This is a genomic window from Flavobacterium sp. ZT3R18, assembly GCF_007097385.1.
Classification (GTDB): domain Bacteria; phylum Bacteroidota; class Bacteroidia; order Flavobacteriales; family Flavobacteriaceae; genus Flavobacterium.
This window is the reverse complement of the sequence record NZ_VJZS01000018.1, coordinates 1-19,091: the sequence shown is the minus strand read 5'-3', so window position 1 is coordinate 19,091 and position 19,091 is coordinate 1. Positions and strand designations below refer to the sequence as shown.

The 19,091-nt window shown below is 32.9% G+C and carries 14 protein-coding genes and 1 pseudogene; all 15 read left to right on the top strand.

Going from position 1 to position 19,091, the window contains the following annotated elements; genetic code table 11:
* Positions 1-18 precede the first annotated feature (18 nt).
* The 15 genes and pseudogenes from FNW52_RS16105 to FNW52_RS16040 all read left to right on the top strand — a co-directional run bounded on the left by FNW52_RS16105 (position 19) and on the right by FNW52_RS16040 (position 18,257).
* Positions 19-2,541, top strand: coding sequence for an N-6 DNA methylase (locus tag FNW52_RS16105; protein WP_143378507.1), 2,523 nt, complete (start codon positions 19-21; stop codon positions 2,539-2,541).
* The gene (locus FNW52_RS16100; RefSeq protein ID WP_143378506.1) at positions 2,541-3,272 is read left to right on the top strand and encodes a hypothetical protein; all 732 of its coding nucleotides are present in this window, start codon (positions 2,541-2,543) and stop codon (positions 3,270-3,272) included. Before FNW52_RS16105 ends, FNW52_RS16100 begins: the two co-directional genes overlap by 1 nt.
* Positions 3,273-3,332: 60 nt before the next feature.
* On the top strand, positions 3,333-4,394 hold the full coding sequence (locus FNW52_RS16095; RefSeq protein WP_143378505.1) for a putative phage abortive infection protein: 1,062 nt from the start codon (positions 3,333-3,335) through the stop codon (positions 4,392-4,394).
* 38 nt (positions 4,395-4,432) lie between these two features.
* Entirely contained in the window at positions 4,433-5,773 is a 1,341-nt protein-coding gene (locus FNW52_RS16090) for a restriction endonuclease FokI C-terminal domain-containing protein (protein WP_255515618.1), read from the top strand.
* Between the two features lie 227 nt (positions 5,774-6,000).
* Positions 6,001-6,759, top strand: a complete 759-nt coding sequence (locus tag FNW52_RS16085; protein ID WP_143378503.1) for a metallophosphoesterase — start codon at positions 6,001-6,003, stop codon at positions 6,757-6,759.
* 386 nt (positions 6,760-7,145) lie between these two features.
* Positions 7,146-7,367 carry a helix-turn-helix transcriptional regulator gene (locus tag FNW52_RS16080; protein WP_143378501.1) on the top strand — a complete coding sequence of 74 codons (222 nt, stop codon included), beginning with the start codon at positions 7,146-7,148 and terminating at the stop codon, positions 7,365-7,367.
* Positions 7,354-7,686, top strand: a complete 333-nt coding sequence (locus tag FNW52_RS16075) for a HipA N-terminal domain-containing protein (RefSeq protein WP_143378499.1) — start codon at positions 7,354-7,356, stop codon at positions 7,684-7,686. Before FNW52_RS16080 ends, FNW52_RS16075 begins: the two co-directional genes overlap by 14 nt.
* Complete coding sequence (locus tag FNW52_RS16070) at positions 7,683-8,624, top strand: HipA domain-containing protein (RefSeq protein WP_143378497.1); 942 nt, start codon at positions 7,683-7,685, stop codon at positions 8,622-8,624. Before FNW52_RS16075 ends, FNW52_RS16070 begins: the two co-directional genes overlap by 4 nt.
* A 365-nt stretch (positions 8,625-8,989) precedes the next feature.
* Entirely contained in the window at positions 8,990-9,583 is a 594-nt protein-coding gene (locus FNW52_RS16065) for a DUF6088 family protein (protein WP_143378495.1), read from the top strand.
* Positions 9,584-10,624 carry a nucleotidyl transferase AbiEii/AbiGii toxin family protein gene (locus FNW52_RS16060; RefSeq protein ID WP_143378492.1) on the top strand — a complete coding sequence of 347 codons (1,041 nt, stop codon included), beginning with the start codon at positions 9,584-9,586 and terminating at the stop codon, positions 10,622-10,624.
* A 492-nt stretch (positions 10,625-11,116) separates the two neighbouring features.
* Positions 11,117-11,455 (top strand): annotated as a pseudogene (locus FNW52_RS21170) (helix-turn-helix domain-containing protein); the annotation flags it as partial.
* A gap of 33 nt (positions 11,456-11,488) precedes the next feature.
* Positions 11,489-12,922 (top strand): ATP-binding protein, encoded by a 1,434-nt coding sequence (locus tag FNW52_RS21165; protein ID WP_370511574.1) that lies wholly within the window; start codon positions 11,489-11,491, stop codon positions 12,920-12,922.
* Between the two features lie 138 nt (positions 12,923-13,060).
* Positions 13,061-16,063, top strand: coding sequence for a DEAD/DEAH box helicase (locus FNW52_RS16050; protein ID WP_185966011.1), 3,003 nt, complete (start codon positions 13,061-13,063; stop codon positions 16,061-16,063).
* 558 nt (positions 16,064-16,621) lie between these two features.
* Entirely contained in the window at positions 16,622-17,233 is a 612-nt protein-coding gene (locus tag FNW52_RS16045; protein WP_143378491.1) for a DUF6088 family protein, read from the top strand.
* Entirely contained in the window at positions 17,226-18,257 is a 1,032-nt protein-coding gene (locus FNW52_RS16040) for a nucleotidyl transferase AbiEii/AbiGii toxin family protein (protein ID WP_143378489.1), read from the top strand. Before FNW52_RS16045 ends, FNW52_RS16040 begins: the two co-directional genes overlap by 8 nt.
* The last annotated feature ends 834 nt before the right edge of the window (positions 18,258-19,091 follow it).

Sequence of the window (19,091 nt, the reverse complement as noted above, 5' to 3'; positions counted from 1 at the left end):
ATACCCATAATAAACATAATGTTAGATAACATAACAAAGAGAAGAATTGATGACTGTCGTGATATATTAGTTGGAAAATTACCAGATCCGAAATCACAAATTGAACAAATTACTATAGCACTGATCTATAAATTCATGGATGACATGGATAAAGAAGCTATTGAATTGGGTGGAAAAGCAAAATTCTTTTCAGATTATAAAATTCCGGATCCAAATGATCCGAAAAAAGAAATAGTAGTACCTTTTGAAAAATATAGTTGGGATAATCTTTTTGATACAAAAGTTAGTGCAACGGAAATGTTGAAACTATATTCGGAAGCAATTGAAGGAATGGTGAAGAATCCAAATATTCCCGAATTATTTTCTAATATTTTTAAGAATGCCTATTTACCTTACCGTGATCCAGAAACCCTAAAAATGTTTCTTAAAACAATAAGTGAATTCGAATATACACACAGTGAAAAACTAGGTGATGCTTTTGAATATTTGCTTTCTGTAATGGGTTCACAAGGTGATGCAGGACAATTTAGAACACCTCGACACATTATTGATTTTTTGGTAGCAGCTGTAAACCCAAGTAAAACTGACACGATTCTTGACCCGGCCTGTGGTACTGCAGGATTTTTGATTTCAGCTTTCAAACACATTAAAGAAAAGAACAATAATAACTTAACACCTGACGAGCGTAAAAAATTAATCAAAAATTTTATTGGCTATGATATTTCTCCCGATATGGTTCGATTGAGTTTGGTGAATTTGTATTTACATGGCTTTTCTGATCCCCATATTTTTGAATATGATACTTTGAGTAGTGAAGACCGTTGGGACGAAACCTTTGATGTGGTTTTAGCCAATCCACCCTTTATGAGTCCAAAAGGGGGAATTAGACCACATAAAAAATTCACAATAAGCAGTAACCGCAGCGAAGTATTATTTGTAGATTATATAGCTGAGCATTTAAACCCGAAAGGTAGAGCTGGAATTATTGTCCCCGAAGGTATTATCTTTCAAAGCGGAACTGCTTACAAAGCGTTACGCAAAATGTTGGTAGATAAATATTTGTATGCCATTGTGAGTTTGCCGGCAGGTGTTTTTAATCCTTACAGTGGCGTAAAAACCTCTATTTTATTGATGGATGCAGATTTAGCCAAGAAAACTAAAGATGTTTTATTTTTAAAAATAGATAACGATGGCTATGGTTTAGGTTCACAACGTAATGCTGTAAAAGGCGGACAATTAGAAGAAGCTGTTGCCACATTAAAAACCTTTAGAGAAAATTGCATTGAAGGCAAACCATTTGAAAACACCAATTTAGCACAAGCAGTAAGTAAAACTGAAATTGGGAAAAGTGGCGACTATAATTTGAGTGGTGAGAAGTATAAAATTAGCCAAGAATTATCAAATGTTAAATATGATATAGTTTCTATTGGAGATATATTCACTACTTCATCTGGAGGAACACCACTAAAAAAATACGAAGAAGAGTTTTATCATAATGGAACAATTCCTTGGTTAAGAAGTGGTGAAGTTGCACAAGGTTATATAAATTCTGCGGAAATTTACATAACCGAAGTAGCTTTGAAAAAATCATCAGCAAAGATGTTTCCAATAAATACAGTTTTAGTTGCGATGTATGGAGCAACTGCTGGTCAAGTTGGAATATTAAAATTTGAAGCCTCAACAAATCAAGCGGTATGTGGAATTTTACCAAATGACAAAGCTATTCCAGAATATTTGTATTTAATTATAAAATCGCAAAAAGACTATTTAATTTCTTTAAGCGGTGGGGGGGCTCAACCCAATATTTCACAAAAGATTATTAGAGATTTAAAAATACCACTACCACCACTTTCAGTTCAAAAAGAAATTGTAAATGAAATAGAAAGTTATCAAAAAATAATTGACGGTTCTAAAATGGTAGTGGCTAACTATAAACCAAGAATTGAAATTAATCCAAATTGGGAGTTTGTTGCATTTGAAGATATTTGTATAGTCAATCCTAAAAAATCAGAAATAAATACTCTCGATGACAATACTGAAGTTTCATTTGTACCAATGGCAGATTTGAATGAGAATCAAATCGATTTTGTTGCTAATCAAGTAAAGCCTTTAAGTGAAGTATACAAAGGTTATACTTATTTTAAGGAAGATGATGTATTACTTGCAAAAGTAACACCTTGTTTTGAAAATGGAAAAGCAGGAGTAGCTAAAAACTTAATTAATGGAATTGGCTTCGGTTCAAGTGAGTATTATGTACTCAGACCGAATGATAAAATACTTTCAACATGGATTTATCTTAATGTTATTACAGATAGTTTCAGAGAAAGAGGAAAATTAAACATGACCGGAACAGGTGGTTTACAAAGAGTTCCAACTGACTATGTTAAATCATATCAAATTCCAGTTCCTTCGATTGAAATTCAACAGCAAATCGTTTCCTTAATCGAAAAAGAGCAAGCATTGGTTAATTCTAGTAAGGAGTTAATAGAAATTTATGAGCAAAAGATAAAAGATAGGATTGCTAAGGTTTGGGGAGAATAATGGAAGAAGCTACATACATATTTAACTATTTACCCGTTCGTTATAAAGATACTAACGAAGATGAGTATATTAAGTACTTGTGGAGTTCGTTTGAAAGCAATTATGATAATGAAAAATATCAATTTGCTTTTATGGCCTATCACATGCTATTTATGAGTTTTGTATATTTTAACATTTGGCAAGTAAAATCAATAAAAGAAGAGGATTTTAATAAAATTAAACTTGGCTTCAGTGATAGATTAGATAAAGTTACCAATCCATTTATGCTTAGTGCGGAAGGAGAAAGTCGAATTTTTGACCTTCTTAAATATTTATGTTCTTCTCATTCGGATGTAAATGCTCTAGTCGGAAGATATAAGAGTCTCGTTAAAGATCGAAATGAAATTGCTCATGCTAATGGATTGATTCCTTTTAGAACAACTAAATATCTTGAAAGTAAAATCAATGATATATTACGATATGCAGAAGAAATACAATCATTTACTAAACCTATTATTCAAGAATGTTTCGAAAAGTTTTTAATTGAAAGCCAAGACGAAGACATTAGACAATGTTATGATATTAGTACCCAAATTGAAGAAGTATTAATTCATCAACACTATTTATCTCAAAAAGATATAGAATTTTGTTTAGAGTATGATGTACAAAAGTTAAATGAACAACCAAATTTCGCGGAAATCGAAAGGATTTATGAGGCTTTGAAAAATGAATATGAAATAGAAGTAGCATGAATAATTTTAAAAAAAATATTCATGTTAATAATTAAACAAAATTTATAGAGTATAAATTGCATGAATAACATAGACGAAAAAAAAGAAGATATTCTAATAAAATATAGCAGTAAACTTAGCGCTTATTTCATAATTGTTGCTGTATTAGGTTTTAGCATCTTAATGTTGCCTTTTGCTTTTGAACAAGGTAACATTCCTAATTATGGTATAGTTGGTGATACTATAGGTGGATTGCTAAATCCAATTATTGCAATTCCTGCCACAATATTAACATTCTTAGCTTTTTGGGTTCAATATAAAGCGAATGAACAACAAAAAAGTGACTTACAAGTTGAGCGCTTTGAAAACAAGTTCTATGCTATGTTACAAATACATAGAGACAATGTGAATGAAGTTTCTATTGGACAAACACTTTCAGGCAGAAAATCATTTATCTCTATGTTCAATGAGTTAAAATTTACTTATTACAGCGTAAAAGATTATTATGATAAAACATATAAACCTTTAAATCTTCAATCTAATATTAGTGATGAAGTATTGTACAATATATCCTATTTAATTTTTTTCTTTGGTATTGGACCAAATTCATCTTTAATAGTCTTAGATATGATTGACACAAAATATAAAGGTTTCTTTTTGAGTGTTGAAACCTTTATCAAAGGTCAACAAACCCTGTGGAGAGATGAGAGAAAGAAAGGAAAAAAAATTGCAGTTGCTATACCTACAGGATATTTTGAACTTGATTTAAAATATATACCATTTAATGGACAAATGTCAAAATTAAGTCATTACGTTCGTCATTTATTTCAATTAGTCAAATACGTTGATGATGCAGATGATAAAATATTTTCATACGAAGATAAGTATAATTACATAGCTTCAATTCGGGCACAATTATCTGCCCATGAGCAATTATTATTATTTTATAATGCAGTATCAATTTTAGGAAAACCTTGGCTTGATGAGCCTAATTATTTAAAAAAATATTGTGTTATCAAAAGCACTCCTCTGCCTCTTGCTGATTTTTACAAAGATCCAAAATCATTGTTAGGTGAAATAAATGAGTACGGTAAAATAATGTTTGAATGGGGTGAAATTAAAAATAGGATGACAAGCCTCTAATAGAAACAATGGTAATACTGGATAAAAAAAATATAAATATGATCTCTAAAAGTACACAAAAACAGATTATTGAGATTTGGGAAGATTATCAAAAAACAAATAAAAAAGTTCTTGATACAAAAGGTAATATTATCAAAGATATTGATGAAAACAGAATTGACTCGATTAAAGATATTAAGGATATAATTGACATCTTTATGATAGGAGATTATTTTATAAATGAATTTAAAACAAGTTTAGACAGTTATAATAAACGTAATAACTATTGGGGTTTTACGGCCACGAAAGGTCAAATGTTTTTTAACCAACTTACTAAAACTAACGAATCTAACCTTGAGCCTTTAACTGTTTTTTTAAAAGAAGTAATTTCGGAACCATTAAATCTAGAAGAAGCATTACATAAAATTGAAAAATTAGAAAAGTTTGCAAACGCAATTTTTAAATCTGCACCTGATAAACGTAAAGCTCCAAATCCTGGTTCTGTTGGTTATTTTCTTTCTTATTTTTGGCAGATATATAATCCTGGAAAATGGCCTGTTTTTTATACTTCGTTAGTTAATGGATTTAAAGAGTTGGGTATCTGGGAGGATCATAAAACACAAAAAGAAAATTACGAATATTTCTATAATTTAAATCAAGAAGTAAAAAATATTCTAGAGGAACACAGTGGTAGATATATCAGTAATTGGGAAGCAGAACATTCTTTTTGGAACTTCACTGGAAAACCTAAAGTAGAATACAAAAAAGCAAAACCGGAAATAGAAATTATAGAAGGATCTGAAAATAAAGAAGAGATTACCTTTAAAGCTAATTTTGATTTAAATGATTATTTAATTCCACGTGTAGCCAAACTTATTGAACTTGGAAATAGTAATGATAAATCTGCTGCTGCAAAAGGAAGTGATTTTGAAAAGATGGTAGCAGAAACTTTTAAATTATTAGGTTTTGAAACCGAAATTTTTGGCCAAGGTAGTGGTAGAAATCCTGATGCAATAATTAAATTTAGAGAGGAACATACCGCATTTATAGTTGATGCTAAAGCTTATAATGAAGGTTATGTCATGGGGCGCGATGATAGAGCTATAAGAGAATACATTGCTAATTACTGTCCAAAATTACGAAAAGATGGATTCACAAAAATTGGATTTATTATAGTTAGCAATTCATTTAAAACAAACTTGCAAGATTTTGTAAATGAAATTACTTGGAACACAGATATTAAAAGGTTTATTCCACTTACAACAGAAGCATTACTTTATTGCTTAGGTTATAAAACTAAAGATGACAAAGTTAATCTTTCCGTTATCATAGAACACTTAACAGGGTTAAACGGTGTTATTACAGCACAAAATATAATTCAGCGGTTCGATGATATATAAGATTGCTACAGCGTAGCTTAACCCGCACTCCGAAGTCTCCTGACTTCGGAGCTAGTTCTTAGTGAAATAAACGTCCGGTTAGTGGCAAATTCTTTCTGCGACCTCTCCAATAAACGTTGATAACTAATTCAATCTGCATAAAATCCTTCGGGCTATCGATACGAACATCATTTTATCCAAACTTTCTAGAAGTATTAAAATCACTATCAACATTTTTCTAATCAACTATGAAAATCCAATATTGCTCCGACCTGCACTTAGAATTTATAGACAACCGAAAATGGGTTTTGGAAAATCCGATTATTCCAAAAGGAGATATTCTTATTTTGGCGGGAGACATTGTGCTATTTAAAGAAATACACCAACATCAAAAATTCTTTGATTATGTTTCCAATCATTTTGAGCATACCTATTGGATTCCTGGTAATCATGAATATTATAATTCGGATATTTCCAAAAGAAGTGGTGCTTTTGAGGAAAAAATCAGAGACAATGTAACTTTACTGAACAATACGGTAAAAAACATCAATGGAGTAAGACTAGTATTTTCAACCTTATGGTCACATATTTCGGCAGCAAAACAATTTATTATTGAACAAAGCCTTTCGGATTTCCGAGTAATTCTAAAAAATGAAAAAAGACTAACTGTTGAAGATTATAACCAACTCCATCTGGAAAGCAGATTGTTTTTGGAAGAAACATTCCTAACTAAAACAAATAGTCCAACTATTGTTGTAACCCACCATCCACCTACTTTTATCAACTATCCGGTCAAATATGCCCATAGCGACATAAACGAAGCTTTTGGAACAGAAATGTCTTCATTTATAGAAAATAGTGAAATAGATTATTGGATCTATGGTCATCATCATTGTAATGTAGAAGATTTTAGCATTGGTAAAACAAAATTGATTACCAATCAATTGGGATATGTAAAATACAATGAGAATGAAAACTTTACTAACAGTTGTGCTTTTTCAATATAAACTACTAAACACCAATATAATAAACCTATAATATCATAATAAACCAATCGAGTTTATTATCTATTTTTCAGTTTATTACAGGTCATCAAAAAAATACAAAGAGCATTTACACAATTGTAAAAGTTGATTTATTACTTTAAACCAAACAGTAAAGTTTAGATAAATCACTAGTAGCGGCGGTAATCGCCGTTAAAACAATAATTTGTAAATTAAATAATCTATATATTCTCCTAAAGCCTTCTGGATCATATCGCATATTGAGATATGCAACACATCTAATTTTATACCCGAAAAGGTATAATCCAGTCCAAAACATCATTCTTATACCCGTAAAGGTATAATATCAAAATAATTTACTATTTTTATACCCGTAAAGGTATAAATCTATGAAATTAAGTGAATTCGTCAAAGAAAAAAGAAACGCAGCCAATCTCACACAACCGGAATTGGCAGAAAAAGCAGGCGTAGGACTTCGTTTTGTTCGTGATCTCGAACAAGGCAAAGAAACGGTGCGTTTAGATAAAGTAAACCAAGTACTGCAATTATTTGGCTATCAAGTAGGAGCTGTCCCAGTAATCTATAAAACTATAGTAGATGATAAAGGCTGAAATCAAAATAAACAACACAACAGCGGGTTGGCTTTCACAAGACGAAAATGGATATCATTTTATTTACGATCCAGCCTATTTGGAAACCAATAATCCGGAACCGGTTAGTTTGACACTACCCGTACAAGAAACACCATTTAACAGTAAAGTATTATTTCCTTTTTTCGATGGTTTAATTCCCGAAGGATGGCTACTCGACATAGCCGAAAAAAACTGGAAACTAAATCCAAGAGATCGGATGGGTTTATTGTTGTCTTGTTGTAAAGATTGCATCGGTGCGGTTAGTGTTCATCCTATAAATGAAAAGGAAAAAGTATGAGCAGATGTCTATATTGTTACGAAAACTTAAAAGAAGACGAAATAGATTTTCATGCTTCTTGCAGTAAAAAAATATTTGGTGTACCTACTCCACCCGAATTACCATTTACAGAAACTCAAATGGAAGAGTTGGCATTACAGGTGGTAAAAAGCCACATGACAGTAACAGGCGTACAACCAAAACTATCTTTAGAACTCACTCCTAGTGAAAATAGAAATGAACCCAAACGATTTACAATTGTAGGGCTTTGGGGTGGCTACATTCTAAAACCACCAACATCCAATTTCCCACAACTACCCGAAGTAGAAGACCTAACCATGCACTTAGCAGCACTGGCGAAAATAAAAGTGGTACCGCACAGCTTGATCCGATTGCAATCAGGCAAATTGGCCTACATCACCAAAAGAATAGATCGCAATAAAAAGGATAAATTGCACATGGAAGACATGTGTCAATTAACGGAACGACTAACCGAAAACAAATACCATGGCTCCTATGAACAAATAGCAAAAGCCATACTGAAACACTCAACCAACCCGGGTTTGGATGTAATCAATTTTTTTGAACAAGTATTATTTTCATTCCTTACCGGAAATGCCGATATGCACCTCAAGAACTTCTCATTAATTAATCAGCCAGGAATAGGCCCTGTATTATCACCAGGTTATGATATGGTAGCCACTGCCATCGTAAATCCGGCAGACGATGAAGATCTGGCATTGACACTAAACGCTAAAAAGAAAAAAATAAAGCGTAGTGATTTTGTAGCAGCATTTACAACCTTAAATTTAGAGGCAAAACAACAGGAAAATATATTCAAAAAAATGGAGAAAGCCAAAGATAAATGGCTGGATCTAATTGACAAAAGTTTTTTGAGTGCCGATTTTAAACTAGGGTATAAAGAATTAATTGCAGAGCGATTTTTGAGATTAAAGTAAAATAATAAAGACTACGTTTTTTAATATTTCAATAGTATCATTTTTGTCTGCCGTATTTTGTTGGAGTCACACCAACAAACTTGAAGCATTGCTTATTGAATAAGGCTTTCTTACACAAAAAAATAGCAACTGTAGCAGCTCACAACATTAGTACAGTTATCCAATGAAATTTTGTCGCAAATATCTCGTATATTTGCGACAAAATAAAATAAAAAAATACACACAAAGCATTGATTACAAATATATTGACGCAATTAAAAAAGCCAATAGGGGTTCGCTTTATAATTTAATTCTTAAGAAGTATTTTTTTAAAACTTTGTCACAAATATTTACTAAATTTGTGACAGAATTAAAAAGTAAAATAAATGCTAAGCATAGAAAGTAATATAGAAAAAGCTATAAAATCAAAATCAAAAGGATCGTTATTACTCCCTGATGATTTTCGATTATTAGGTTCGTCTGAAGCTATCCGAAAAGCATTACAACGGCTTGAAGAAAAACAAATAATAAAAAGAGTCGCTCAAGGCATTTATGTGCGTCCAAAAACAAATAAATATATTGGCGAAGTACTACCATCAGCCGAAGAAGTGGCAATTGCAATTGCTAAAAGAGACAAAACAAGAACGGTTCCAACAGGCACTTATGCCTTATACGCTTTAGGTTTGAGTACACAAATACCTATGAAAATAGTATTGCTAACAGATGGTTCTCCAAGAACTTTAGTAGTAGGTAAAAGAACTATAAAGTTTAAAAAAACTACACCAAAAAATCTACTTGCAAAAGGCAAAATAAGTAGTTTAGTCATTCAAGCACTAAAAGAAATTGGAATAGACAAGCAAACGCTTGATGAAGAATTGAAAATTATCAAATTATTGAAAGAAGAAAACCTAAACCATTTATTGTACGATATCGCATTAGCACCAGTTTGGATTCAAAAAATAATGAAAAAAGCATTATAAATGGCACAAATAAATTTTCATGATATTCCTGAAAACGACAAAAAAGAAATTTACAAACAAGTAAGTAACATTTCGGGTATGGCTGATTTTGCAGTCGAAAAAGATTGGTGGGTAGTACAAACCTTATCCATTATTTTTGAAATGGAAGTAGGACAGCATTTGGTTTTTAAAGGCGGAACCTCATTAAGTAAAGCTTGGAAATTGATAGAACGCTTTTCAGAAGATATTGACCTTGCTATTGACAGGAAGTTTTTAGGATTTGAAGGAGAATTATCAAAAAACCAACGTACAGAATTAAGAAAAGCAGCCAGTAGGTATGTTGCCGTAACTTTTTTTGATGAATTGCAAAAAAAGTTTCAAGAAAAAGGGCTATTAGGCGTAACATTCCAATTGGTTGAAACCAATGACAGCGACCAAGATCCTAGAATTATTGAAATTTATTATCCTAATGTAATAGAATCTCCTGGCTATATACAACCCCGAATAGTCGTAGAAATTGGTTGCCGTTCATTAAGGGAACCTTTTTCGGTACAAACATTTGCATCACTCGTTGATGAAGAATATACCGAAAGTGATTTTGCTCAAGCACCTATAAACGTTCCAACAGTAAATCCGGAACGCACTTTTTTAGAAAAAATCTTCCTGTTACATGAAGAGTTTAACAGACCACTGGAAAAAATTAGAGTGGATAGATTGAGTCGTCACTTGTATGATGTGTATCAGTTAGCCAAAACAGATTTTGCAGTAAAAGCAGTAAAAGATGCAGCCCTGTATGAAACCATCGTAAACCATCGTCATAAATTTACTCGTGTTGGTGGTGTAAATTACAATGGGCACCAACCACAAACGATAAACCCGATTCCAATTCCTGAAATAATAGAAGCGTGGAGAGCAGATTATAAAACAATGTTGGAACAAATGATTTATGAAGAAAATCCACCTTCATTTGAAGCAATAATTGAAGAATTAACAAAATTGAAAAATAAAATCAATTCTTTCGAGTGGACGATGGAGAGTAAATTCCCAGTACCAAATAACTAATCAGTAAACATCTCGCGCAATCACTAATAGATATAAAAAAGATAGTGGTAAAATAAATAATAAAGTATTTTTTTTTGTTGAAGCACCCCTCCTAACACTTTGATATTGTTGCTAAATACGATTAAATATTAAAAAGTTTGCACAATAATACACTTCTGTATATATTTGCTTCAATCGTACCAGTAGCGCTTCCCGTAAGAACAGCCTTCTGGTCTTTTTTTTATACAAATATGGCGAACGCAACCAATATGGCTACAATAGTCATTACTCCGCTCTCCGAAGTCTTTCAATTTTAGAAAGTTAAATGTTTAAAATCCCGAAACCACTCAAATTCTAAAAACAAAAAAGTTGTTACCTTTATAACCGCATTAAAATTTAAAGATGGAAGATAAACAGTTGGATTTATTTGATAACCAAGGATTGCCTTTGTTCAATTCATTAAATGAGTATTTTCCAAACAATGAATACGAAGAGTTATAGTACAAGGCAGCTTTAGGTGGTTTCCCTTCCGATTTTTGGAAAACATACGTGGCTTTTGCAAATACAAATGGTGGCTTGGTCGTTTTTGGAGTATCTGAATATAAAAACACTTTGAAAATTGAAGGTTTAGAGCCCAAAAAAATCAATGAGTACAAAAAACTATTTTGGGATAAAATAAACAATCCGGATACGGTCAACATCAATTTACTCTCAGACGATGACTTAAAGCAAATAACCGTTGAAGGTAAAACGTTGCTTGTTTTTAAGATACCAAGTGCCAAACGTTCGCAAAAACCGGTATATCTGACACGAAATCCATTCGAAAATACTTATAAACGAAACCACGAGGGCGATTATAAATGTACCAAGGAAGAAGTAAGAAGAATGTTAGCCGATGCTGATAATAACATTCACCCTGACAGTCGCATTTTAGAGGGTTTTTCTATAGAGGATATTGACTTAAATAGTCTTAAAAAATACCGCCAATTATTTGCTGGAGCCAAAACTACACACCCTTGGCTTACCCTTGATGATATAGAATTTTTAGAAAAATTAGGCGGGTATCGAAAAGATAGAGTAACCAAGAAAGAAGGATTTACGGTAGCGGGTTTACTAATGTTCGGCAAAGAAAATAGTATTACCGATAAAGAATGTGTTCCAAATTTCTTTCCTGATTTTAGAGAAATGCTTTCAACAGATCCAAGTATAAGATGGACAGATCGTATTTATCCAGATGGTACTTGGGAAGCTAATTTATTCCAGTTTTATTTAAAAATATGGCCACGGCTATCTTCAAGTTTACCAAAACCATTTCAATTAAAAGAAGGGATTCGTCAAGATGAAACTCCTGCTCATATTGCCTTGCGGGAAGCATTTGTCAATGCATTAATTCATGCAGATTATTCAGCACCCGGGAACTTGGTAATTGAACATAAAACAGATGTTTTTAAATTTTCAAATCCTGGTACCTTATTAGTTTCTTTACACCAATATTACCAAGGCGGTATAAGCGAGTGCCGTAACCCCAGCCTTCAAAAAATGTTTCTAATGATTGGTAGTGCAGAAAAAGCAGGTAGTGGCGTCAACAAGATTATGGCTGGTTGGGAATATGCCCATTGGAGAAGCCCTTATTTACAAGTACATTCACAACCAGATCGTTTGGTACTTGAGCTTCCTATGTTTAGCATTCTTCCTGAAGAAACTTTAGAAGATTTACACAGTATGTTTGGTGTCGAAATTGATACTTTAGGCAAAGATGAGCTTACTATTTTAGCAACTTGCCAGATAGAAGGCGAAGTGTCGAATAGCAGATTACAATACATGATAGAACAACATCGAGCTGATATTACTAAAATTCTTCAAGACCTCTGTAAACAAGGATATTTGTTGTCTGATAACAAAGGCAGATGGACTACATACCATTTAAACAGACATTATCTGATGGATAACCTTGACACCTCTGGTGCTAATGTGGACACCTCATCGCCTAATATTGCTACTACCTTGACACCTAACCTTGACACCTCAAGCAGTAATATGGACACTTCTTCTGATAATGTGGACACCTCAATTAGTGTGGACACCTTAGCACAAGTTACTGCCAAGCCAAGAATGAAGAAAGAAGATTTAGAACAAATTATTCTTAATGTTTGTAAATTAGAACACAAAACATTGGATGAGATAGGTCACTTAATAGACAAAGCCCCTAAATACCTAAAAAACAATATTATTCCTTCTTTGGTTGCAAGTGGTAAATTAGAACGATTATTTCCAAATATACCTAATCATCCAAACCAAGCATATAAATCAGTCGAATGAAAATAAAGTATAATAATTCAACGAATAATTTCTTATTCTCAGACACTTCAGGGGATTAAATTATAAAAAAAAGAATAATTAAAACCAACGTGAAACTATAGAAAAGTTAAATCATATTATTGACAAATAACCAAATGGATGCCACCATCAGTACCGCTAAATAAAATTGAACTATTCAAATCTGTTTTTATGGGCAGAGAAGATGTATTTGCAGTTCGTTGGGAAAAGGGAAATAAAAGCGGCTATATGCCAGCATACTTCTATGATCCATATAGATATCGGGCACATAAAATGAGTGGTGGCACTTTTCAAAATTACACAGATAAAGAATACTTACCTTTTACTGATAAAGAAATTGAAAAACACCTAAATGGGGAACAACTAATCGGAATTTATCCTTTACTAAAAGATAATACTTCGTGGTTTATTGTTGCAGATTTTGACAAAGTTGATTGGATAGATGACTGCAAAAAGTTTATAACTGCTTGTAAAGAAAAGAGAATTCCATCCTACTTTGAACGTTCTCGTTCAGGTAAAGGCGGACACGTTTGGATATTTTTTGAACAAGCTTATCCGGCAATTAAAAGCAGAAAAATTTTTATTTCGATTTTAGAGCAAGCAGGAATTTTTTCTTTGTTTGATAAAAGTTCCAGTTTTGACAGATTGTTTCCCAATCAAGATTTTCTTTCCGGAAAAGGATTTGGAAACTTAATCGCTCTTCCATTTTATAAAAAAACGTTGGAACAAGGAAATAGTTGTTTCATTGAAATTGATAATTTGCAACCATTTTCAGATCAATGGGATTATATTAAAAATATCCAAAGAATCTCAACAACAGAACTTGATAAACTCTACCAAATTTATATTGCACCACAAAACATTGCTATTCCAACTTTACCACAATCTAACAATGGAAAGCTGACTATAACATTAAGCAATGTTGTAAAAATTAATCGTAACGCAATATCTACCCCATTAATTAATTTTCTAAAAGAAGAATTAAACTTTCTGAATACGGAATTTTTAATAAAAAAGAAAATGGGTAAAAATACTTTTGGAACCGAACGTTATTTCAAGTTTGTTGAAGAAACTGAAAATGCCATAATCATTCCAAGAGGTTTTATTGGAAAAATAATTCGCTTTTGTAGAGAAAACAAGATTGAATATGATTTTAGTGATGAAAGAAAAAAACAAAATGAAGTTTCTTTTTTATTTAATGCACAACTCCGAGAACACCAGCAAATAGTGATTGACACTATCGGTAAGAAAGATTTAGGAGTAATTGTAGCTCCACCCGGTTCTGGAAAAACGGTTGTAGGACTAAAAATTATTGCGGAGAAAAGACAACCTGCTTTGATCATTACGCATCGTAAACAAATTGCGGAACAATGGATTGAACGAATTGAAACCTTTTTAGGAATACCAAAAAATGATATTGGCAAAATCGGGCAAGGCAAAACTAAAATAGGAAAGCAAATAACCCTTGCCATGATTCAGAGTTTATCAAAGGAACTTGAAAAACCGGATGCGGAAAAACTTTTAAATGCCTTTGGGACTATTATTGTAGATGAGTGCCACCATATTCCTGCCGAAACATTCAGAAATACAATTACAAAATTGCAAACCTTTTATTTGTACGGATTGACCGCAACACCATTTAGAAAATACAATGACAGTAAACTTATTTTCATTCATTTAGGCGAAGTTATTGCTGAAATAAAATCAGATGAAATAAGCACATCCAAAAGGCCGAAAATTATCATTAGAAACACCGAGCTTGATGTGCCATTCAATTCAAAGATAGATAAATTTGAAACTTTATCAAAAATTCTAGTTCACGATTCTACTCGAAACAAAGCAATTCTCCAAGATATAATCCATGAATTGAAGTCGGACAAGAAAGTCGTTATTATTACCGAACGTAAAGAGCACATTGACTCGCTTTATCAATATTTAAAACAGTCTTACGAAGCAATTACTCTAAGCGGAGAAGATTCTGAAAGTGCCAAAAACTCAAAATGGAAATTACTAAAAGAAGGAAATTATCAAGTACTAATCACTACCGGACAATTCTTTGGCGAAGGAACTGATTTGCAAAACGCGAATTGCCTTTTTCTTGTTTATCCCTTTTCTTTTGAAGGCAAATTGATTCAATACATCGGTAGAGTCCAACGATCTGAAATAGCTCCAACTATTTATGATTATCGGGACATCAAGATTGATTACTTAAACAAAATGTTTCTGAAGAGAAATACCTATTACAGAAAAATAGATACGCTAGCCACCTTATTTGATGAACCCGAAGAGGAAATTGCTGTTTCAGAAAACACCTTCATTATTGATCAGAAAATAAAGATTGCATTTGAAAAACTTGAATTTCGATACGGAAGCATTGTATTTAAATACGATGTACCTGAAATGAAAATAGAACTTGAATTTGATATTGAAAATCTTGAAATGAGACCGGAGTTTGAAGTTTTGAAACCCTATTTTTCAAAGACACTCAAAATTAAAAATATCGTTGTTGCTATTTATGCTGAATTTGAAAACGGAAAACTAATTTCGCAATTGGCATTATCCAACGACCTAGAAAAAATAAGTAGCCAATTGATTGAAGGAGTCAAGTTTAAATTTATAACGAAGACTTTCTTGAGCAAAGCAAATGCAGTTAGTCAAGAAAATATGCTTGATATTAATCAATTACAAAATGAAAATAATTGCAAGCTATATGATTCCGGAGGTGAATTATTAAATGATTTTTTACAGAATAAAAACTACAAACACCAAAAGCACTTACAATATTTAGCCGACCGCCACGAAAGGACTATCCTTAAAATTCGATTTGTCCTTAATCCTTTTTCCTTTGTTTTTCTTTTAGCCGGAAAAGAAGGGTTTCACATTATTTTAGAAACGCTGAACACAGAAGAAGCCACTTATATTTGGCATTTTGATAATGACAAGCGAACACTTCCTGACAAATTGAAACATATTGACCATCACCTTAACATCATTAGAAACAGAGGGAGACAAGTATTTATAGAAAACCTACCCGAGAATTTCAGCCGCATACTTCACGACTATTCAGACAAAAAAAAAGGATTTATAATTTGGAAAGATTTGATTGAAGAAAGACTTACGTAAGAATCCAGCTCTTCGAGGTCTCCTGACCTCGAAGCTATAGTAGTTATTTCATCGCTTCTCTAATGCTGTTATAAATCGATACCTTTTCGAAAACGAAACGGTGCCATCTCGCACCTACATCAATAAGTTTTCAAGAGGAAGGATTATTGGATCGCATAAATGAAAAGCAAAGAGATAAAAATGCAATTTATATGTTTAAAAAACATTAGGACTTAGCTAAGCAAGGGATATGTAATGAGTTTAATCCTTTTGTTTACCAAGGTTTACAAAGGGTAAGCAAGAAATGCAATTAATTAAGTAACATCTTTTGTCGCTACAAATTCATAAAAATCTAGTTCCGCTTTTGCTATTATTCTTTCAAATAAAAAACGAATTTTGTCACAAATAGTAGCTTTAATTGTGACAAAATAAAACTACACTAACGATGCTAAAATATTTTTTATCAAAAAATTATATATTAAAAAAAAACATCAAGTGAGGTCACAATTAAAAAATATACAGTAGTAATTTTGTCGCAAATATCCCGTATATTTGCGACAAAATAAAAACAAAAAACACATGCAAAGTACTGATGACAAAGTGATTGCTAAAATTAAAAAAGCCAAGAGGGGTTCGCTTTTTTTTACGGAAGACTTTTTAGCCTTTGGCTCGGCAAAGACTGTAGCTAAAGCATTAGAAAGAATGGTAGAAAAAGAAGAAGTTTTTCGTGTGGCACGCGGCATCTATGCATGTCTGGAGAAAGACCCTATATTGGGTTTACTAAAACCTGGTACTGAGACTATTGCACAGGCCATTGCTAAAAGAGACAAAGCACGTATTGTCCCTACAGGCGTACTAGCACTCAATGCGCTGGGCTTATCTACCCAAGTACCAATGAATGTAGTCTACCTCACTGATGGAGCTTCCAGAAAAATTGACTTAGGTAAACGTAAAATTCTTTTCAAAAATACAGCTCCAAAGAACCTTTCGGCTATCGGTAAAATAAGTAGTTTAGTAATTCAAGCATTAAAAAAAATCGGTAAAGACAATAGTACAGAAACCGAAATAGAAATTATATTGAAGCAGCTAGCCAAAGAAGAACCCTATCGATTAGAACACGATATCAAGTTGGCTCCAGAGTGGATTAGAGTAATCATGCGTCAAGCACTAAAAACAAACAAAAATGCATAAATGGTTTGTAATTCCCGAGAGTACCAAAAGAAACGCCTACATTCAAATATCCGAAAAAACCGGCATGGCTGACTTTGCAGTCGAAAAAGATTGGTGGGTAGTACAAACCTTATCCATTATTTTCGAAATGGAAGTAGGACAGCATTTAGTTTTCAAAGGCGGAACCTCATTAAGCAAAGCTTGGAAATTGATAGAACGCTTTTCAGAAGATATTGACCTTGCTATTGACAGAAAGTTTTTAGGATTTGAAGGCGAATTATCAAAAAATCAACGTACAGAATTAAGAAAAGCAGCCAGTAGGTATGTTGCCGTAACTTTTTTTGATGAATTGCAAAAAAAGTTCCAAGAAAAAGGGCTGTTAGGCGTAACATTCCAATTGGTTGAAACCAATGACAGCGACCAAGATCCTAGAATTATTGAAATTTATTATCCTAATGTAATAGAATCTCCTGGCTATATCCAACCCCGAATAGTAGTAGAAATTGGTTGCCGTTCATTAAGAGAACCTTTTTCGGTACAAACATTTGCATCACTCGTTGATGAAGAATATACCGAAAGTGATTTTGCTCAAGCACCTATAAACGTTCCAACAGTAAATCCGGAACGAACCTTTTTAGAAAAAATATTTTTGTTACACGAAGAATTCCACAAACCAATAGAGAAAATTAGAGTGGATCGATTGAGTCGTCACCTGTATGATGTGTTTCAGCTAGCTAAAACTGATTTTGCGATAACAGCATTAAAAGATGCAGCCCTGTATGAAACCATCGTAAACCACCGCCATAAATTCACGCGGGTGGGTGGTGTTAATTACAACAAACATCAACCACAAACTATTAATCCTATTCCGATTCCCGAAGTAATGGAAGCTTGGAAATCTGATTACAAAACCATGCAAGAACAAATGATTTATGTTGATTCTCCTTCGTTTGAAGAAATAATCGAAGAACTAACAAAATTGAAAAATAAAATCAATACTTTCGAGTGGACGATGGAGAGTAAATTCCCGATGCCTAACCAATAAACAGCAAGGATAATAAAAAATAAGGAAGCATCTGCATTTATTTTTGTAGGTGCTTCCGTTTTCATAACGAGCTCCATTCATAATTTAAAATTCAGCATTCATAACAGTATTTTGGCACCCACAAAAGCAAAAAAAGCCAGCAAGAGTATCATTTTTTATTTGTCAGAAACAAAGTAGCTCATTGCGTTTCTGCGGCTCAATGCTTAGCGTTTCCATAACAACTATTTTCCAACATTAAACATTCCTTCTTTAAACAACAATTAGCATCAAGCCACCAAGAAAAGCAATCACAAACATCCTCGTTCACAAATAAAAAATCGATACACATGCTCACGCTACTGCCAACGCACTAGGAAGTATTTGCATTTGCTTTTGTAGGCGCCTACCGTTTCATAACACATCTCTACTGAATACTAAAAACTGAACACTGAACACTTTTCTTCTGGCACCCACAAAAGCAAAAAAAGCCAGCAAGAGTATCATTTTTTATTTGTCAGAAACAAAGTGGTCCATTGCTTTTCTGTGGCCCAATGCTTAGCGTTTCCACAACAACGCCTTTCAAATAATAAACCTTCTTTCTTTAAACAACAATAGGCATCAAGCCACCAAGAAAAGCAATCACAAACATCCTCGTTCACAAATAAAAAATCGATACACATGCTCACGCTGCTGCCAACGCACTAGGAAGTATTTGCATTTGCTTTTGTAGGTGCCTACCGTTTCATAACACATCTCTACTGCATACTAAAAACTGCTTTTCCCACTATTTGCTCTGGGCTATATTCTTGTCTAATCCAATGCTCAACAAAATCTTTAACTTCAGAGGTAAATCGG